This window comes from Thiomonas sp. DCM-2 (assembly GCF_056820905.1).
Genome location: NZ_CM165962.1, coordinates 808,080 through 827,420, shown reverse-complemented (window position 1 = coordinate 827,420; position 19,341 = coordinate 808,080). Strand labels below are relative to the sequence as shown.

General features: G+C 62.3%; 18 protein-coding genes. 3 read left to right on the top strand and 15 right to left on the bottom strand.

The features are described from left to right. Window positions 1-7: 7 nt before the first annotated feature. From AC1ZQA_RS03990 to AC1ZQA_RS03940, 11 genes are all read right to left on the bottom strand, one after another. Entirely contained in the window at window positions 8-1,177 is a 1,170-nt protein-coding gene (locus AC1ZQA_RS03990; RefSeq protein WP_482678529.1) for a deoxyguanosinetriphosphate triphosphohydrolase, read from the bottom strand. Further along, on the bottom strand, window positions 1,174-2,286 hold the full coding sequence (aroB, locus tag AC1ZQA_RS03985) for a 3-dehydroquinate synthase (protein ID WP_482678528.1): 1,113 nt from the start codon (window positions 2,284-2,286) through the stop codon (window positions 1,174-1,176). Before aroB ends, AC1ZQA_RS03990 begins: the two co-directional genes overlap by 4 nt. Before the next feature lie 112 nt (window positions 2,287-2,398). Beyond that, a complete protein-coding gene (locus AC1ZQA_RS03980) occupies window positions 2,399-2,911 on the bottom strand; it encodes a shikimate kinase (protein WP_482679271.1) in 513 nt (170 codons plus the stop codon). A 33-nt stretch (window positions 2,912-2,944) separates the two neighbouring features. Then, on the bottom strand, window positions 2,945-4,042 hold the full coding sequence (locus AC1ZQA_RS03975; protein ID WP_482678527.1) for a hypothetical protein: 1,098 nt from the start codon (window positions 4,040-4,042) through the stop codon (window positions 2,945-2,947). Between the two features lie 34 nt (window positions 4,043-4,076). Next, window positions 4,077-4,646 carry a hypothetical protein gene (locus AC1ZQA_RS03970; protein ID WP_482678526.1) on the bottom strand — a complete coding sequence of 190 codons (570 nt, stop codon included), beginning with the start codon at window positions 4,644-4,646 and terminating at the stop codon, window positions 4,077-4,079. A gap of 65 nt (window positions 4,647-4,711) precedes the next feature. Next, entirely contained in the window at window positions 4,712-5,986 is a 1,275-nt protein-coding gene (locus tag AC1ZQA_RS03965; protein WP_482678525.1) for a DUF3443 family protein, read from the bottom strand. 27 nt (window positions 5,987-6,013) lie between these two features. Next, window positions 6,014-8,335 carry a type IV pilus secretin PilQ gene (locus AC1ZQA_RS03960; RefSeq protein ID WP_482678524.1) on the bottom strand — a complete coding sequence of 774 codons (2,322 nt, stop codon included), beginning with the start codon at window positions 8,333-8,335 and terminating at the stop codon, window positions 6,014-6,016. Next, a complete protein-coding gene (locus tag AC1ZQA_RS03955) occupies window positions 8,332-8,889 on the bottom strand; it encodes a pilus assembly protein PilP (protein WP_482678523.1) in 558 nt (185 codons plus the stop codon). Before AC1ZQA_RS03955 ends, AC1ZQA_RS03960 begins: the two co-directional genes overlap by 4 nt. Then, window positions 8,886-9,569, bottom strand: a complete 684-nt coding sequence (locus tag AC1ZQA_RS03950) for a type IV pilus inner membrane component PilO (protein WP_482678522.1) — start codon at window positions 9,567-9,569, stop codon at window positions 8,886-8,888. Before AC1ZQA_RS03950 ends, AC1ZQA_RS03955 begins: the two co-directional genes overlap by 4 nt. An 8-nt stretch (window positions 9,570-9,577) precedes the next feature. Further along, complete coding sequence (locus AC1ZQA_RS03945; RefSeq protein WP_482678521.1) at window positions 9,578-10,228, bottom strand: PilN domain-containing protein; 651 nt, start codon at window positions 10,226-10,228, stop codon at window positions 9,578-9,580. Between the two features lie 19 nt (window positions 10,229-10,247). Then, complete coding sequence (locus tag AC1ZQA_RS03940) at window positions 10,248-11,327, bottom strand: pilus assembly protein PilM (RefSeq protein ID WP_482678520.1); 1,080 nt, start codon at window positions 11,325-11,327, stop codon at window positions 10,248-10,250. A 388-nt stretch (window positions 11,328-11,715) separates the two neighbouring features. On the opposite strand from AC1ZQA_RS03940, the gene AC1ZQA_RS03935 reads away from it, so the two are divergent. After that, a complete protein-coding gene (locus tag AC1ZQA_RS03935; RefSeq protein WP_482678519.1) occupies window positions 11,716-14,082 on the top strand; it encodes a penicillin-binding protein 1A in 2,367 nt (788 codons plus the stop codon). A 37-nt stretch (window positions 14,083-14,119) separates the two neighbouring features. On the opposite strand, the gene cyaY is transcribed toward AC1ZQA_RS03935, so the two are convergent. Continuing rightward, window positions 14,120-14,446, bottom strand: a complete 327-nt coding sequence (gene cyaY, locus AC1ZQA_RS03930; RefSeq protein ID WP_482678518.1) for an iron donor protein CyaY — start codon at window positions 14,444-14,446, stop codon at window positions 14,120-14,122. Between cyaY and lptM the strand changes: the two genes are divergently transcribed. Next, window positions 14,445-14,639, top strand: a complete 195-nt coding sequence (gene lptM / locus AC1ZQA_RS03925) for an LPS translocon maturation chaperone LptM (protein WP_482678517.1) — start codon at window positions 14,445-14,447, stop codon at window positions 14,637-14,639. The two genes, cyaY and lptM, sit on opposite strands and share 2 nt — an antisense overlap. A gap of 24 nt (window positions 14,640-14,663) precedes the next feature. Further along, a complete protein-coding gene (lysA, locus tag AC1ZQA_RS03920) occupies window positions 14,664-15,956 on the top strand; it encodes a diaminopimelate decarboxylase (RefSeq protein WP_482678516.1) in 1,293 nt (430 codons plus the stop codon). Here lysA and AC1ZQA_RS03915 read toward each other — a convergent pair. From AC1ZQA_RS03915 to ccsB, 3 genes are all read right to left on the bottom strand, one after another. After that, window positions 15,929-16,642: a protein-methionine-sulfoxide reductase heme-binding subunit MsrQ gene (locus AC1ZQA_RS03915; protein ID WP_482678515.1), complete on the bottom strand. Its 714-nt coding sequence runs from the start codon at window positions 16,640-16,642 to the stop codon at window positions 15,929-15,931. The genes lysA and AC1ZQA_RS03915 overlap by 28 nt on opposite strands. A gap of 5 nt (window positions 16,643-16,647) precedes the next feature. Then, entirely contained in the window at window positions 16,648-17,658 is a 1,011-nt protein-coding gene (gene msrP / locus AC1ZQA_RS03910; RefSeq protein WP_482678514.1) for a protein-methionine-sulfoxide reductase catalytic subunit MsrP, read from the bottom strand. 214 nt (window positions 17,659-17,872) lie between these two features. After that, window positions 17,873-19,336, bottom strand: a complete 1,464-nt coding sequence (gene ccsB / locus AC1ZQA_RS03905) for a c-type cytochrome biogenesis protein CcsB (protein ID WP_482678513.1) — start codon at window positions 19,334-19,336, stop codon at window positions 17,873-17,875. Window positions 19,337-19,341: the final 5 nt, after the last annotated feature.

Below are 19,341 nucleotides of genomic sequence, written 5' to 3'. Positions count from 1 at the left end.
CTGGGGATCAATACACCGGCCAGTCGCGCATGGAAAACAGGCGCTGGTGTTCGCGGATGGCGTAGCGGTCGGTCATGCCGGCCAGGTAGTCGGCAATGGCGCGCGGCTGCCGCGCAGCGTCGTCGCGCTGATAGTCGCGCGGCAGCAGGCGGGTATCGGCGTGATACGCCTCGAACAGTTCGGTCAGCAGGCGCTGCGCCTTGGTGGTGTTGCGCAACACCTCGGGATGGCGATAGAGCCGGTGCAGAAGGAGCGTTTGCAACTGCTGCAATTGCTGCTGCACCGGGGCGCTGAACGCGGCGAGCGGCGGCGCGGCGCGCACGGCGGCGGGTGAGTCCACGCCGGCCTGCGCAATGCGCCGTGCGGTTTCCTCCACCAGATCCTTGATCAACGCGGAGATCATGCGGCGGATGGTCTCGGCCACGAGCCGCCTGCCCTGCACGCCCGGATAGGCGCGCCGGACCGCATCCAGATGCCCAGCGAAGAAGGGCACGGTCTGCAGTTCGTCCAGGTCGATCAGACCGGCGCGCAGGCCGTCGTCGATGTCGTGGTTGTTGTAGGCAATGGCATCGGCCAGATTGGTGATCTGCGCCTCCAGGCTGGGCTGACCACCCTGCAGAAAGCGCGCACCGACCTCGCCCAGCCGCTCGGCGTTGCGGCGCGAACAGTGCTTGAGCACGCCTTCGCGGGTCTCGAAACTCAGATTCAGGCCGTTGAACGCGGCGTAGCGCTCCTCCAGCGTGGTCACCACGCGCAGCGATTGCAGGTTGTGCTCGAAGCCCCCGCCATCCGGCGCGTGGCGGCGCATGCACGCGCCCAGCGCGTCCTGCCCGGCGTGGCCGAAGGGCGTGTGCCCCAGATCGTGCGCCAGCGCCAGCGCCTCGGTCAGGTCTTCATCGAGGCGCAGCGCGCGCGCGAGGGAGCGCGCGATCTGCGCCACCTCCAGGCTGTGCGTCAGACGGGTGCGGAACAGGTCGCCCTCGTGGTTGAGGAACACCTGGGTCTTGTATTCCAGGCGGCGAAAGGCGGTACTGTGGATGATGCGGTCGCGGTCGCGCTGATAGCCGCTGCGGTCGGTCGGCGCGGGCTCGACATGCTCGCGCCCGCGCGAGGTGGCGTCGCTGCAGGCGTAGGGCGCCAGCCCGCTGCGCGCAGCGTCTGCCGGACGCGGCGTCATGCAGCGTGCTCGGCCGCGCTCAGCCCCTGCCGCACATGCGCGGCAATGCTGGCCTGCGCCTCGGCCATTGGCGCTGGGCGAACGACCGGCCGTCCCAGGCCATGCAGCAGCACGAACCGCACCTCGCCGCCTTCGGTCTTCTTGTCTACCTGCATCCACTCGGCCCAGCGCGCTGCGCCCAGATCGGGCGCGTGCACCGGCAGACCTGCCCGGGCGATCAGCCGTGCCAGACGTTCGGCGTCCTGCCGACTCAAAAGGCCCAGACGCACCGACAGATCGGCCGCCAGCACCATGCCAGCGCCCACCGCCTCGCCATGCAGCCAGTTGCCATAGCCCATGCCGGCCTCGATGGCGTGACCGAAGGTATGGCCGAAGTTGAGAATGGCGCGCAGCCCGGCCTCGGTTTCGTCCTGCGCCACCACGTTGGCCTTGATGCGGCAGCAGCGCGCAACGGCTTCGGCCAGCGCCGCGTCGTCGCGCGCCATCAGCGCGTCGATGTGCGCCTCCAGCCAGGCAAGGAAATCGACATCGGCAATCGCCGCATGCTTGATGACCTCGGCCATGCCGGCAGACAGCTCGCGCTGCGGCAGACTGTGCAAGGTGGACAGATCGGCCACCACCAGCCGCGGCTGGTAGAACGCACCGATCATGTTCTTGCCCAGTGGATGGTTGATCGCGGTCTTTCCGCCCACCGACGAATCCACCTGCGCCAGCAGGGTGGTCGGTACCTGCACGAATGGCACGCCGCGCATATAGCTGGCTGCGGCAAAGCCGGTCATGTCGCCGATCACTCCGCCCCCCAGCGCAAACAGCGTGGTCTTGCGATCGCATTGATGGCGCAACAGGTCGGTGAAAATCTGGTTGAGCGTTTCCCAGGTCTTGTACTGCTCGCCATCGGGCAGCACGCAATGCAGCACGCGCGAAAAATGCGGCACGAGGCTGCGCTCCAGCCGGGCGGCATACAGCGGCGCCACCGTGGTGTTGCTGACAATCAGCGCGGTGGCCTGACGCGACGCGACAGTCGCAAATGCATCTGGAGAATCCAGCAGGTTGGGAGCAATGCGGATGTCATACGCGCGGCTGTCCAGCGCAATACGCACGGTGGTCATGGCGGGAAGTGCTGTCGGTGTCATCCGGTCATTTTAGGAGTCCGTCGGGACCGGGGATTGTGGGGAACAAAGTGCTCCATCCCCATCCCAGCCTTCCTCAAGCTCGGTGCGCTCAGGACGGGCTGCTCGACGTCGGCAGCACCCCGGCCAGTTCAAGCTGCATCTGCACCATGTTCGCCAGCAGCGCCGCGGAAGGCCGCCCGGTGTCGATGACAAAATGCGCGGTCTCGCGGTACAGCGGATCGCGCACACGAAACAGTTCATGCAGTTTGGCCCGCGCATCGCCCTGCTGCAACAGCGGACGGCTGCGGTCATGCCGCAACCGGTGCGCCAGGTCGTCCGGGCTCGCGCGCAGATACACCACGGTTCCACGCTCGCGCAGCGCCTTGCGGTTTTCTGCCCGCAGCACTGCCCCGCCGCCAGTCGCCAGCACGATGCCATCGCGCTGGGTCAGCGCATCGATGGCTCGTGCCTCGATGTCCCGAAACCCGGCCTCACCCACCCGCGAAAACAGGGCCGCAATGCTGCAGCCCTGCTCCTGCTCGATCTCGTGGTCGCTGTCGACGAATCGCAACCCGGATCGCTGCGCCAGGGCGCGCCCGACCGTGGTCTTGCCAGCGCCCATGAGGCCGATGAGGAAAATGCGCGGCCCGGGCAATCAGGAGACTTTCGTGGCCGTCCAGGTCACCGGAAACCCACTTGCATTCTGGCCTGTGGTGTTGCTGCTGGTGGCCCCAGACGCAGTCGTCGCTGGCGTCGAACTCGAGGAACTGTTCGTCCCGAACACGATGGTGTTGGTGCAGGTCGCATTGCCGGCGATTTGCACGAAGGTCGCACCGGGTACCAGTTTGCATGCAATGGGGTCTTGCGCGGTAATCGTGGTCACAGCGTTGGATGTCGAGCCCGCGGTGCCGGTTGTCGATGTGCTGCTGGTCGTGACAAAAAGGTTGGTTTTGCCTTGCAGCAGATTCGTTGCGACTGGTGAGGTGCCGAGGAAGAAATTCACGATTCCATTTTTTCCCTGGAACTGCACACCCATGGCATTGCCGACGCCGTAATCTCGGCCGGTCACGTCATAGCTGCCGAGTTGCGCATCCGTGCACGAGCCGCTCACAACGCCGGTGTTACTAATCGAGATATTGCATGTACCGGAATAAGCCGAACTGCTACCTCCTACACCGTAAGATACCGACCAGTTTCCAGCGTAAGCGCTGATCACGCGGAATACCGCGTTGGTTTGAAACGGACCTGACAAAACAGTGAGCCCTTGACTCAACCCAAGGATCAAGGACCCCCCCGGGGCAATCAAGGATTGAAATTGCAGAGGCGTACCACCAGTCGGGTTGGGTATGACAGACGGTACGGTTGCTAATCCAGAATACCCAACTTGTTGAAGAATGGGATCGGTCGAACCTGCAATCTGGTAACCACCTGTTGACAGCACACCATAATTCAAATTTGAACTATCGGTCGCGGCAAAGCCCCAATTCACCGATTGTGCCAGGCCCTGAGTTGTTTGGGAATTAATGATTACCGGTGTGCTGTCCGTGATGCTGTAACTGCCATCGCTGTTTGCAGGAATGGGAACGATGCCACTTCCTGTGTTTTGCAAAACCTGCACCACGGTACCTGGCAAACTGGGCTGGGCAATCGAAGTATTGTAGGTCGGTGTTGGTGTGCCGCCTCCACCACCACAGCCTGATAACAATGCCAGGGTCGCAGCCGAGAGCAGCAGATTCTTGGTTGTCGTTTTCATAAATTTACCTTTGTCATTGAGTGATGATTTCGATTCACTGCAAAGGAATAAAAGTCCAGCCAATCGGAGATGCAATCAGAGTTGTCTGTTTGGCATACTCAACTGCGCTCGCAAACCGAAACGGCGTGCTGGCTGTAGGACTGACCGTGACTGGAACCTGCGAAGTCACAACCTGGATCGAAAATCCGACACTCGGAAAAATGGTCCCTGCGGCATTCAAAGGCGTAGCCTGGATAATCATCTGGGCCGTACCATTTCCGTCTGTTGAGGCTGTACAACTGGGGTTGAGGGTCGGTGGCGTAGTTTGACTAAAGCACTGCACAAGCGATGGGCTGCTGGTGTAGAAGGTAACAACTTGACCAGGTACAGGGTGCTGATAAGGATCGAGTTGTTTGTAAACCACCGTCACCGGCACATTCATTGGAACATTAGATGGATTGATCTGTCCCTGGGCTAGCCACTGCAACGTCGCCGTATTGGTATTTTTAGAACCCAGCAGAGGTGTTCCCGCACTCCCCGTCCCTCCGCCACCACACGAAGCAAGAACCACCGCGGCGGAAAGTCCACCAAGAACCCAGAACAATTGTTTTTGCAAAACCTTCATAGAACCCCCAAGAAACACATTGAGATGCCGGTATAGGCATCGAGGCCACACCACAGAATTCCGCGCTAAAACGCCCAGTATGGCCCTGCACCATAGGGGGTGACAGAACCACTGATTGCGGTAGCAACCGTTTTACCAAAATAGAACGGGAGACCCAGAATGGAATAACCAGGAAAGTCAGAATTTTGGACAGCGAGCGTCGGTATGACAGCGAGATTCTGCTGAAAGGCCAGCGTTGGATCAGCAAGTTTGATCGTTTGCCAGCTCGTCGGGTTTCCGTTACTACCATTGAGGCGAATCTGAACCGAAACCGGTGCTGGTGGACAATATGGCCCTCCCGCTTGCCCACATACTGCAAGCCCAGAGACCGCCTGCATTGAAGGCGGTTTGTTGATCACAACTGGAGTGCCCGTCTGCGCAATGATATAGGCATTGGTTCCGGTATCGAGGAACGCAAAGCTGGCAGTGCCATTGACGCTGGAAGCCAATACAGGGAAGTCTTGGCCCGGCACGCTGGATTGATAAACCTGTAGCCCGTTGAGGGAATTATTGGCCTGTGTGCCAATGCCGAATGTCAATGTACCGACCATACTGCCCTGTGCAGTGGGCGCTGCTGGAAAGGTGAGCACGGTACCGTTGTTGTCACTGGTAAAGCGGCTCACTGGATTGGGGGTCTGCATCGCTACAGGCATGGTCACTGCGATACAGTTTCCGGTCGAACCACCTTGGCAAGAGAAATACATCTGGTTGGAGGTCGATTGGGTGCAACTACTGCCGCAATCGGTTGATTGCGGGCCGATTCCCAAGATGCCTTTGAATTCTGGGAGACCGGCTATTGCATTCGGCCCCGTCGCCGCACATCCGGCAGGCGCATCGACAGGAATGCTGGCATCTCCAGCAACGGTCAGGGGGATGTTGGTCGCAACCTCTCCAGCCATCTTGACGGTTGCCAAGCGTTGTGCCCCCCAGAAATAACCGGCACCGTATTGCATGCACTCGGCGATCGGACTCCCGTCGGAAGCAGTCTGCGCGGGCAATGAGAGATTCAAGACTCCCGGCATGAGGCGCAGCCCAGTCGATCCGGTATCGAGCAAGACATGATCGACGTCCTGACAATGATTCTGCGCGTCACAAACCGTCACAGTGACATAGGGCCGGTTCGGATAAGGATTGTTGGGATTGAATAAAGCAACCGTGACCGGCACCTGATTTGGTGTTGCTGGAGGCGGGGGTGCAACCGCCACACTGCCACCCCCACATCCCGCGAGCAGCCCTAGCAAAGAGGCCGCGCCGATGGGAGCCCAGAGTCTGTCGACCAATTGGATGATGCGCTTGAACATTTTTTAAAGCCCTCTGAGCCGCATCGATCAATTGGTCATATCGGCGTTCGTGACGATTTTGGGCGTCAGGAAAACCATCAACTCGTTTTTGTTGTACATCTTGCTGTTGTTCTTGAACAGATTTCCAACCACTGGGAGGTCGCCGAGCAGCGGCACCTTGTCGGTCTGATTCTGTTCCTGCGAGGTATAGATCCCACCGAGAACCACGGTGCCGCCGTTTTCCACCTGCACCTGCGTGGTCACGGTGTTGGTGTTGATCGACGGAACGCCAGCGGTGGAGGCTCCAGGGCTGTCCTTGTGGATTTCCACGTTCATGATGACATTGCCATCCGGTGTGATTTGCGGCGTCACGTCCAAGCTCAGCACGGCTTTTTTGAAGGTCACCGCGGTGGCGCCGCTGGAGGTGGCCTGCTGGTAGGGAATTTCCGTGCCCTGCTCGATGGTCGCCTTGCTCAGGTCTGCCGTGATCACGCGGGGCGAGGAAATGATCTTGCCCTTGCCGTCGGCCTCCATCGCGGAAAGCTCAAGGTTGATGAAACGGTTGGCCGCAGCGTTGAACAGGCTGATGCCCAAGGAACTCGGTGCCGCGCCAGCCAGGAGGCTGCCCGCCAAACCGAAAGCGGGAAGATTGACAAACTGTGAATCCGCCAGAGTGGCTGCAGAGGAACCTGGCTGATTCGTTTGATTGGAGACACCCAGGTAATCCCCAGTGACCGCGACGCGATTATTGCCTGTACCGAATCCCGGCACCCCGCCCTGAATGCCCCGTGCGTCGAGGAAGCCCAGCTTCACCCCGAGGCTACGGCCGAACTGGTCGCTGGCTTCGACGATGCGGGCTTCGATCATCACCTGGCGCACCGGCTTGTCGATCTTGGCGATGAGCTTGGCCACCTCTTCCAGTTTGGACGGGATGTCGGTGACGAAGATCTGGTTGGTGCGCGGATCGGCCAGCACGGTGCCGCGCGGGGAAAGGATGCGCGAGGTGGGGGCTGCGGCGCTGGACACGCCAGGCAGCAGGATGGGCGTCGGTGTGGCAGCTGCACCAGCTTGCGCGCCGCCAGCGGCACCGGTCAGCATGGAGACCACGGTGGCCGCCTTCTGGTAGTTGAGTTGGAAGGTCTCGGACTTCAAGGGCTCCAGTGCGCTCAGCGATTTTTTCGCCTCCAGATCGGCCTTTTCGCGAGCGAGAATTTCATCGCGCGGAGCGATCCACAGCACATTGCCTTCCTTGCGTTCGCCCAGGCCCTTGGCGCGCAGGATGACCTGCAGCGCCTGATCCCACGGCACGTCTTTCAGGCGCAGGGTGAGGTTGCCGGTGACGGAATCGCTGACCACCACGTTGAGATGGGTGAAGTCGGCAAACACCTGCAGCAGCGAACGGACGTCGATGTTCTGGAAGTTGAGCGAGAGCTTTTCGCCGTGGAAGCCCGGGCCGTTGCCTTGCACCAGGGCATCGGGATTGGGTTGGGTGCGGCGCAGTTCAACGACGAACTGGTCGTCGGCCTGATAGGCGCTTTGCTCGTAGTCGCCATTGGGCTGGATGACCATGCGCACGTTGTCGCCCATCTGGAACGTGGTGATCGAGGTGACCGGTGTGGCGAAGTCGGTGACGTCGAGTCGGCGACGCAGGTCAGCGGGCAGCGACGTCTTGAGGAAATCGACCACGATGTTCTGGCCCTGCTGATGGATGTCGACGCCGACCTGATTGTTGGGCAGGTTGACGATCACGCGTCCCGCACCGTCCACGCTGCGCTTGAAGTTGATGGCGCGCAGCGCAAGCTGCTGCGTGTTGAGGTTGTCGGCAAAGTGCACCGTCTGGGCCTGCGGCGCGCCGGTGGCTGCCGAGCCGGCGGCTGTCTGGTCATGCGTGGTGTTGAGCAGAACGAGCAGACGGTTGCCGTCGATCTGGGTTTTGTAGGTAGCGGACTGCCGCAGGTTGAGCACCACACGCGTGCGCCCCTGCGCCTGCACCACATTGGCCGAACGCAGATTGCCCTGCTCGAAGTTCACGGTCTGACGATCGAGCGTCGATTCCACCCCAGGAAAGTCGAGCACGATGCGGGCTGGCTGGTCGATGACAAATCCGTTCGGCGCCGCCGCCAGGGGCTGGGCAAGATTGATCTGCACTACGGTTTCTGTGCCCTGCCGACTGGCATTGACGCTCTGGATCGCGTTGCTTGCCGCTTGTGCCGGACTGGCACAGACACTCAATACCGCCGCGACGGTCAGCAATGCTGCCCCCAGATGCCGTACCAGCGCCCCCAAGGCCGCGCTGCGTCCGGCCTTCCCCCCGAGGGGGCCAAGAAATCTTGGGGCGGCCCAGCGTTTTCTTGTCATCGGCGTATTCATTGTGTGCTCTCCTGCAATTGAAGGGTTGCCGGGTGTTCGACCCAGTCGCCTGTGGCGTCTTGCACCAGCTCCCTCAAATCGACTTCGCTATCGGTGATTTTGGTGATTTTTCCGAAATGCTGACCGGCGTATTCGCCCACATGCGCCCGGTACAGCAAGTTGCCCGCCTTGAGCAGGGCGTATTGCTGGCCCTTGACCTTGACGGTGCCCACCATCTGAATCTGGTCAAGGGAATACGCCTCAAGCGGCTGCTTGGGCCGCGCCAGTTCCGCCTGCAGCAGGGGGTTGAGCTGTTGCACTTCCTGCTTGACGCCGACTTCGAGCTTGGCCGTGGAAAACGGGTCGGTTCCGACGGCCGGGTCATAGGTCGCCGGAATGAAGGGCTTGGGCGGCTCGATGGGCTTGATGTGCGGATGCATGCTGGCGCGCTGTTGCGCCATCCAGGCACGCAGGTCTTCGTGTTGCTGGCCGCAGGCCGACAGGAAAGCGGCCGACAGCGCGACCAGCAGGATCAGACGCAAACGCAGAAGAGGACTGGAATGCTGCGCGTTCATTTCTTGCCTCCCGTCTTTTTCGCGGCGCTGGCCTGTGCGGCAATTTCATCGGCGTCGAGGTAGCGGAAGGTCTTGGCGGTGGCGTCCATCACCATCGGCGCGCCGGATTTGGCGGTCGAAGCGGTCAGGCTGATGTTGTTGAGGGTGACGATGCGCGAGAGCTTGGCAATATCGGTGGCAAAACCCGCCAGATCGGTGTAGCCGCCCTGCAGCTTGATCGAAATGGGCAGCTCGGCGTAGTAGGGCTTGACGTCGACCTGCCCCGGCTTGAACAGCTCGAACTGCAGGCCCCGCCCGATGCCCGCCTGGTTGATGTCGGACAGCAGAGCGTCCATTTCGGCCTTGCTCGGCAATTGCTTTTCAAGCAGCGCCACGTACTGCTGCACCTGGGCCTTCTGCGCCTTGAGCAGATCGAGGCTGACAGCCTGTTCGAGCTTGGTCTTGTATTGCTCGCGCAGTGTGACTTCTTCCTGCTGCGCGGAGGTGAGCTGGTCGCGTGTGCCGGAAAGCCAGGCGTACCAGCCCAGGCCCAGCGTCAGCGCAAAGGCGGCGGCGAATACGGCGTAGCGCGGCCACTTGGGCCAGGCGCCCGGGTCGTTGGGGTTGAGGCCGCGAAACTGGGCGGCGATGTCCTGAAACGCACCGTTCAGGTCAATTTTTGACAGTGTGGAAGGCGCCATAGGTTGCCTCACGACTTCGAGGGAGTGGCCGCAGCACGGCCGGAACCCGCGCCTGCGCCGGATGTGGCACCCGAGGCAGCGCCCGCCGGAGTCGGCCGCTTGAGGGTGACGCGCAACTGAAACTGCGCCACGACACGTGCCGCGTTGCCTGCGCTCGCGGGAGATATTTGCGAGCGGATCTCGATCAATTCGGGCTTTTCCAGCCAGCCGTTCGCACGGCTGAGGTTACGCAGAAAGTCCGCCACACGTTCCTGGCTGAGCGCCACGCCCTGAATCAGCACCGTGGCGCCGTCCTGCCGGATTTGCGAGAGTTGCACACCGGCCGGCGTGTCCTGCGTGAGGTCATCGAACAGATGGACGGGCAGATTGCGGTCAGCCTGCAGGCTTTCGACCGCATCCTGCCGCGCACGCAGCGCCTCGATCTCGGCCTTGAGGGAGGCGATGTCCTTGATCTGGCCATCGAGTTTGGTGTTTTCCGCTTTCAGAAAATCGTTGCGGCTCTGCTGCTGGGTGATCATTTCGCTCAGCACCGTGTAACCCAGCGCCAGAACCAGACCACCAACCAGGATGGACGCAAAAACCCCTGCATAGAACGCCTCGCGCCGCTTCTTTCGCGTGGCCTCCCGGTGGGGAAGAAGGTTGATCAAGACGATATTCATGACAGGTTCCGCTTCTGCCTCATTGCAGGAAACGCCGCATCGCCAGGCCGCAGCAGGTCAGGTAGGACGGCGCCTGACTGCGCAGCTTTTTCTCGCGCACGGTTTCGGCAACTGCCATGCCCTCGAATGGGTTGATGACCATGCAGGCGACCGACGCCGTTGCCGTGATCTTTTCTGCCAGTCCGGGCAGGGCCGAGGAACCGCCGGCCAGCAGGATGTAATCGACCCGGCCGAACGGCGTGGCGCGGTAGAAAAACTGCAGCGCCCGGGCCACTTCCTGCGTGAGGCTGTCCATGTAGGGCGCGAGCACCTGGGTGGGGTAATCGTCGGGCAGGTCGGCAGCGCGCTTCTTGGTCTCGGCCTCTTCCAGCGAAAACCCGTAGGTGCGGGCGATCATCTGGGTGAGTTGCGCGCCACCAAAGGCCTGATCGCGGTCGTACAGGGTTTCGCCGTTGCGCAACACCTGCAGGCTGGTGGAAGTTGCCCCCACTTCAAACAAGGCGACCAGCAGATCCAGTCCGGCGCGGGGCAGACGTTCGATGAGGCGCTGCGCGGCCAGACGTGAGGCAAATGCCTCGATGTCCATGACCACCGGCTTGAGCCCGGCGGCCTCGGCAACGCCACGGCGGTCATCCACCTTTTCGCGGCGTGACGCGGCGATCAGCACTTCCTGATCGCCTGGAGACGTGGCACTGGGGCCGAGAACGCTGAAATCGAGCGCGACTTCATCGATGGCGAAAGGAATGTACTGATTGGCTTCGCTCTCCACCTGCACTTCGATCTCTTCCTCGCGCAGTTCACCGGGAAGAACGATTTTCTTGGTGATGACGGCGGATGGCGGCAGGGCCATGGCGACCTGCTTGGCCTTGGTGCCGCTCTTGCGAACGACCTTGCGCACGGCCTCGACCACGTCGTCGAGCTTTTCGATATTGCCATCGACCACGGAACCTTTTTCGAGCGGCTCCATGGCGGCGCGCAGCAAGGTGTACTGGCCGCGGTCGTCCATGTCGAGTTCGACGAGCTTGACGCTGGAACTGCTGATGTCCAGCCCGATCATCGGCGCGTAGCGCTTGCGGAACAGACTGCCTAATGTGGCCACTGAAGACCCCCCGATTGGATTTGCAACGTTGTGCGCAGAATCGAAGGCCAGCTTTTTGGCGCATCGAAATGCGTGCCGACCCCCGTTCGCGCTACGGATTGTTTGTGCTGCGAATGCATATTTTTTCTTCGATCCTAACAACAAGTCCTTGATTCAATAACGTGTAAACCCCGGCTTGCGGCAAAAGCGTTGCAAAACTCCCACGACGTCTGCGGGCGCTGTGTCTTGTGCATTCTTACGGCACAGGAGCGCGAATTTTTATAATTTGCAACAGAATCTCTCGCCGTACCATCCCGTCGCCCTGGCACCAGAAGTGCGATGGCCTCCTTCCTGTTTGCGCCAAGCTCGTGTCAAAGCTGCCCGCAGGCGCACCCGTCCACCTGACTCCATGAGCACATCCTCTGCTTCCCCCCCGCCCGCACCGCCACGCGCGCGCATGCCCTGGTGGTGGCGCGCCCTGATCGGCCTGGCGGTCGCCGCAGTTGGGTTACTGCTGGCGGCGGCACTCACGGTCGGCCTGGCGCTGGTGTTCAGCTGGCCACGCCTGCCGGACATTTCGGAACTGCAGGACTATCAGCCTCAGATTCCGCTTCGGGTCTATTCCGCCGATGGCCTGCTGCTCGGCGAATTCGGCGAGGAACGCCGGATATTCGTGCCGATCGACCAGATCCCCGATCTGATGAAAAAGGCGGTGCTGGCCACCGAGGACGACCGCTTCTATCAGCATGGCGGCATCGACTGGCCGGGCGTTGCCCGCGCCCTGCTGGCCAATCTGGAGCGCTCGCGCAGCCAAGGGGCATCGACCATCACCATGCAGGTGGCGCGCAATTTCTATCTGTCGCGAGAAAAGACCTTCACCCGCAAGCTGTTCGAGGTGCTGCTGGCGCTGAAGATCGAGCAGCAGATGAGCAAGGACCAGATCCTGCAGCTCTACATGAACCAGATCTATCTGGGACGCAAGGCCTATGGTTTCGGTGCGGCAGCCCAGGCCTATTTCGCCAAGCCGCTCGATCAGCTCTCGCTCGCGCAGATGGCCATGCTGGCAGGCTTGCCCAAGGCGCCCTCGGCCTACAACCCCATCAGCAACCCGCAGCGTGCGCGGCAACGGCAGTTGCATGTGCTGGCACGTCTGCAGCAGCTCGGCTGGATCAGCCCGACGCAGGCGCAGCAGGCGCGCGACGAGCCGCTGGCACTGCGCACCGGACAGCCCGATCAGGACATCCATGCGGGCTACATTACCGAAACCGTGCGCCAGATGGTGTTCGACCGCTATCAGGAAGCCGCCTACACCCGCGGGCTGAATGTCTACACCACCATCCGCGCCCGCGACCAGTTCGCGGCCTGGAAGGCGGTACAGGCCGGTGTGCTGGCCTATGAACTGCGACAGCCGTATCGCGGACCAGACGCCTTCGTCGATCTGCCGGGCGCGGTCGATGCCATTCCCGACGCGGTCGAACAGGCCTGCGCCGACCGCGCTCCGGCAGATGGCATGCAGTGCAGTGTGGTGCTCAGCGCGACCCCCACGCTGGTGAAGGTGATGACCGGCGCGGGGCAGATCGTCTCGGTCTCCGGTGCAGGGCTGCGCCAGGTGCGCGCGCTCGCGCTCGGCGACAAGGCGCAGCCGAATGTGAAGCTGCGCCCCGGCGCCGTGGTCTGGCTGGCGTCCGAGGGCAAGGACGAGTGGGTCATCACGCAATTGCCCCAAGTGCAGTCGGCCTTCGTGTCGATGAATCCGAACAACGGCGCGATTGTCGCGATGGTTGGCGGCATGGATTTCGCACGCAACAAATTCAACCATGCCACGCAGGCGTGGCGGCAGCCGGGTTCGAGTTTCAAGCCCTTCATCTACTCCGCCGCGCTGGAAAAGGGCATCACCCCGCTGACCGTGGTGAACGACGCGCCGCTGTTTTTCTCTGCCGCGCAGACCGGTGGCGAATCCTGGGAGCCGAAGAACTACGACGGCAAATACGAGGGACCGATCAGCCTGCGGCGTGCCGTGGCGCAATCGAAGAACATGGTTGCGATCCGCGTGCTCGACAACATCGGCCCGAAGTTTGCGCAAACCTGGAGCACGCGGTTCGGCTTCGAGGCCAGCCGCCAGCCGCCCTACCTCACTCTGGCCTTGGGCGCGGGGACGGTGACCCCCTTGCAGATGGCCCGCGCCTACAGCGTGTTTGCCAATGGCGGCTATCTGCTCAGACCCTATCTGGTGAGCAAGATCACGGATGCGCAGGGACAGGTGCTGTTTCACGACAAGCCGCAGCAGGCGGGGGATGAAAGGCTGCGCGTGATCTCGCCGCGCAACGCCTATGTGATGGACAGCCTGCTGCAGGAAGTCACGCGCTCGGGCACTGCGGCGCGGGCACAGGCCACGCTCAAACGGCCTGATCTGTATGGAAAAACCGGAACGACCAACGACTATCTCGACGCCTGGTTCTGTGGCTTCCAGCCGAGTCTGGTCGGCGTCGCCTGGGTGGGCTACGACACGCCGAAAAAACTGGGCAGCAAGGAAACCGGCGGCGCGCTGGCCCTGCCGATCTGGATTCGCTACATGCAGACTGCGCTGCAGGGCGTGCCAGTGGCCAGCTACGCGCAGCCGCCGGGCATCGTGATCGAGAACGGCGAGCCGATCTTCAGCAACTTTGCCGATGGCTCGGGCGTGCGCAGCCTGGGGCTTGGCGATCCGCTGCCCGCACCAGAGGTCACGCCTGAGGAGCGCAACTCCATTCTCGATCTGTTCAAGGGCGCGAATTGAGGTGGCGCAGCACCGTGGCTGAAGCCCGGCCCGGTCGTCAGAGCGTGGGGAGGTCCAGCGGCGGCGCCTCCAGGGTGTCCATCACCCTGCGCAGCGCCGCACCCAGCGTTTCCCCGGTGCGCGTATCGCACCAATGGGTGCCGTTCCACACGTAGTGATGCGCGCCGGCGCGCGATGCCAGCCAGAGTTGATGCATGGGTTGCTGCAGGTTGACGATGACCTGATCCCCGCCATCGAGTTCAAGGCGCAGCACGGAGCCATCGCGCTTGGAGTCGAGGTCGGCGGCGTCGGCGGCAGTTTCGATTGCGGCCATCGCCTGTTCGGCGATCTGCAGGTAACGGGTATCGTCGAGGGTGTCTGACATGGGGTGGCTGATACACTGGTTTTCAATGGACACACAGCTTAATCGACCCCGTTTTCCGCGCGCCATCGCACGCCTGATGGCCGCAATGGGCGTGCTTGTTTTGCTCGCCGGCTGCGGCCAGACCGGGCCCTTGTATTTGCCTGCTCCCGCCGCGCCCGCATCGATGCCGGCGGCATCGGCAGCCCATCCCTGAGTTTCAGCCTCACCACCCTGACTGATGAAAACGCAAGTCCTCTCCGAACTGCCCGGCCATCCGCACATTGCCTATGTCGACACCAGCCTGCACATCGAGCAGGTCAACGCGAGCGCGATCGCCGAGACCTTCGGCACGCCGACCTATGTGTACTCGCGCACCGCGATCGAGCAGGCCGCACGGCAATACATGGACGCCGCCGCGCGCAGCCCGGTGAAGGTGGCGCTGCGCTATGCGGTCAAGGCCAATTCCACCCTGGCGGTGCTGCAGGTGCTGGCGCGACTGGGCTGGGGTTTCGACATCGTCTCGGGCGGCGAATTGCAGCGCGTGCTGGCCGCTGGCGGCGACGCTGCCAAAGTGGTGTTCTCCGGCGTGGGCAAGACTGCGGCGGAAATGCGCCTGGCGCTCGATGTCGGCGTGGAATGCTTCAACCTGGAGTCGCCCAACGAATTGGTTGTGCTCAACCGCGTGGCACAACAGGCCGGCAAAGTCGCGCAGGTCGCGCTGCGCGTCAATCCAGACGTCGACGCCGGAACGCACCCCTACATCTCCACTGGCTTGAAGAGCAACAAGTTCGGTATCGCCCAGGAACAGGCGGTGGCACTGGCGGTGCAGACTGCCCTGCTGCCGCATGTGCGGCTGGTGGGCATTGCCAGCCACATCGGCTCGCAGATCACCTCGGTCGAGCCCTACCTCGACGCCCTGGACAAGGTACTCGACCTGGTGGAGGCGATGGAGCGCAAGGGAGCGCAGATCGAGCACATCGACCTCGGTGGAGGCCTCGGCATCCGTTACAGCCACGAAACACCGCCCACGCCGCAGGACTGGCTGGCGCCACTGCTGGCGCGCATCGCGGCACGGGGTTTCGGACATCGCACCGTCATGGTCGAGCCAGGCCGCTCCATCGTGGGCAACGCCGGCGTGCTGCTCACCCGCACGCTGTATCTCAAGTCCACCCCGGCCAAGCATTTCGCCGTGGTCGACGCCGGCATGAACGATCTGATTCGCCCTGCGCTGTATGAGGCCGAGCAGGTCGTTGCACCAGCGGAAGTGCGCACCGGGTTGGCGCTGCACTACGACATCGTCGGCCCGGTCTGCGAATCCGCAGACTGGCTGGCGCGCGACCGCGCCCTGGTTCTGGAAGAAGGCGATCTGCTCGCCGTGCTGTCCAGCGGCGCGTATGGCATGGTCATGGCGTCCAATTACAACAGCCGTGGCCGCCCCGCCGAAGTGCTGGTCGATGGCGCCAGCACCCACCTGATCCGTCCGCGTGAAGCCGTGGAACAGCTCTACGCGAGCGAGCGCTTGTTGCCCTGATTGTTGCTCTGTCGCTTGCGCTCGCTCTCGGTGGCCAGACTCTGGAGTGCCTGTGCTCGGCGCGTCTGTGCCGCACGCCAGGCCCACCACAGCCGCAGCCCCAGCAACAGCGCAAGAATGATGGCATAGACGGTGGGGCTGGCGGTATTGTTTTTCGCCAGCTTGCCCCACCAGAAGTGAAACACCGCCACCACGCCGACCGCATACACCAGGCGATGCAGGCGCTGCCAGCGCTTCGCGCCGAGGCGCTTGATCATGCCGTTGGTCGAGGTCAGCGCCAGCGGCGTCATCAAGGCCAGGGCTGTCATTCCCGCGAGCACGAAGGGATGTTTGACAATGTCGCGCAGCGCCATGTCCACGCTGAAGCCGTTGACCAGCCCCAGCCACGCGGTGAAATGCAGCGCCGCGTAAAAGAACACGAACAGCCCCAACATGCGCCGCAGCCGCGCCAGCTCCGCCCAGCCCGTGAGCTTGCGCAGCGGGGTGATGGCCAGGGTCAGCAGCAGCAGGCGCAGCGCCCACAACCCAGTGGTCCAGATCACGGTCTGCTCCGGGTTGGGGCCCAGATCATTTGTCCAGCCGCGCCAGAACAGGCTGGCGAACGGCAGCAGACAGAGCGCGAACAGCAACGGCTTGACAGCCTTCAGACCCAAGAGACGACGCGGCACAGACGACGATGCGCTCATGGCGTTCAGAAAAACTTGCTCAGGTTCATGCCCTGATACAGGCTGGCGACCTGCGCGCCGTAGCCATTGAACAGTTGCGTGGGCACGCGCGGCGCAAACAGGCCGCCGAACGCACCGCCCTGCCCGATCATGCGCTCGTTGGCCTGGCTCCAGTTCTGCGGGCTGACGTCGGGATTGACGTTGGAATAAAAGCCGTACCACTGCGGCACGGCGCGCATCCACGACGTCACCGGCTGCTTTTCCACCAGACGGATCTTGACGATGGACTTGCCGCCCTTGAAGCCATACTTCCAGGGAATGACCATGCGCATCGGTGCACCGTCCTGGTTCGGCAGCACCTCACCATACAACCCAAAGGTGAGCAGGGTCAGCGGGTGCATGGCTTCATCCATGCGCAGGCCTTCGAGATAGGGCCACTGCAGGATGGGGTCGTTCTGCCCGGGCATTTCCGCCGGATCGAGCAGGGTGATGTATTCCACGTACTTGGCATTGCCCGTGGGCTCGACCGCGTTGATCAGGTGCGAGAGCGAATACCCCAGCCACGGCACCACCATGGCCCAGCCCTCCACGCAGCGATGCCGGTAGATGCGCTCTTCCATGGGGGCGAGTTTGAGCAGATCGTCGATGCCGAAGGTGCGTGGCTTGCGCACCTCCCCTTCCACCACCACGGTCCACGGCCGGGTTTTCAGGCTGCCGGCGTGCTGCGAGGGATCACTCTTGCTGGTGCCGAACTCGTAGAAGTTGTTGTAGGTGATGATGTCCTTGTAGGGCGTGGGCGTTTGCGTGGTCGACAGCGCCGCGTTTTTTTGCGCCGCCAGCGCCGCGAGCTTGCCCGGCGCGGGCGGGCCGCCGTTTTGCGGCACGGCCTGCGCATGGCGCGCAGTCAGCGCCGCGATCCCCGCGGCCGCACCCACCCCGGCCGCAGCAAGGAAATGGCGACGATCCTTGTAAATCTCCTTCGGCGTGATGTCCGAAGGTGTGGGATGCTCGAACCCCTGATCCTGACGTTGACGCATCGCGGCTCTCCTGCGAAATTGGTTGGCACCCTGAACACTTGGCCTGTCTGGATGGACTGGCATCGCCCTGGATTTATTCCATTGTGGAACTTGGTCGTTCCACCGGGCCAAACCTTACAGCGCCTCTGCATTCCTGCTTCAGACAGGGGTTTCCACGGCCCTTCGGGCCCAACAAAAAAGGCCCCGAAGGGCCTTTTTTGAACATGCAAGGAATTTACAGCTTGCCGTAGGAATGCAGGCCGGAGAGGAACATGTTCACCCCGAGGAAGGCGAAGGTCGTGACCAGCAGACCGGTCAGCGCCCACCATGCCGCAACCTGCCCACGCAGACCCTTGATCAGACGCATGTGCAGCCAGGCCGCGTAGTTCAGCCAGACAATCAGCGCCCAGGTTTCCTTCGGGTCCCAGCTCCAGTAGCCGCCCCAGGCTTCGGCCGCCCACAGCGCGCCCAGAATGGTGGCGATGGTGAAGAAGGTGAAGCCGATGGCGATGGACTTGTACATCACGTCATCCATCACTTCGAGCGAAGGCAGATGCGAGGCAATGCGCTGGCGGCCGTACAGAATGCCGGCGACGATGAGTGCCGAAATGCCGGCAAACACGCCCCAGTACTCGGAGATCCCACCCTGACGGAACACCAGCGGCTCGAAGAACATGACAAAGCCGATGATCCACAGCGGCGTGAGCTTCCACAAGGAGGTCTCGTTCGCGTGAGTCTTGATGAGGTAGGCGAAGCCGACCATCGCGGCGATGGCAAAGGTGCCGTAGCCAATGAAGTTGGCCGGAACGTGCAGCTTCATCCACCAGCTTTGCAGCGCAGGCACCAGCGGCTGAATTTCGTAGGCGTTCTGCACCATGCTGTACCACAGCAGAAAGCCCACCGCCGCGCTGACCACCAGCATGGCAAACGCGCCCATGCTGCGGGTCTTGTATTTCTGTTCGAAGTACAGGTACAGAATGGTCGTCAGCCAGGAGAACAGCACGAACACTTCGTACAGATTGGACAGCGGGATGTGCCCGATGTCCGCCCCGATCTGGTAGCTCTCGAACCAGCGCATCATGGTGCCGACCAGCGCCATGGTGATGCCCACCCAGGCCAGCCGCGAACCGAAATACTGCGAGAAGTTGGACTGCCAGCCCTTGGCGTCACGCACCATGCCGTCACCCCCGCCAGCCATCGCGCCACCTCCGGTGGCCAGCGCCATGCCCCCTGCGGTGTTCTGCGACGGGCCAGTGAACATGCCGAACCAGTAGGCCGCGGTGCTCAGGAACAGCAGGAACGCCATCCAGAGAATGGCGGACTGGCTGGCCAGGAAGTACTTGAGGAAAAACACTTGCTCGCTGCGCGCCAGCACTGGCTGTCCGTTCGGCCCGTAGTACAGCCAGATGCCGAACAGCGACAGGCCCGTGACGACGATGGCCAGGTTCTTGATGGCCGTCCAGCCCCAGCCGAGGAACATCAGCGCGGTGGTCGCTCCCAGGAAGATGAGCTTGACGTAATAGCTCATGTTCTGACCATACTGGCTCAGCACATACGCATCACCGCCCGCGATGAGCAGCAGAAAAATCCAGTCATACGCGGTACGTCGGCGCAGATACGCACCGATGCCGTTCTGGCGCGGAGGTTCAGAACTCTTGGAGTTCAGTGGCAAGCTATGGGATTTGCTGGCAAGTTCCATGGCGG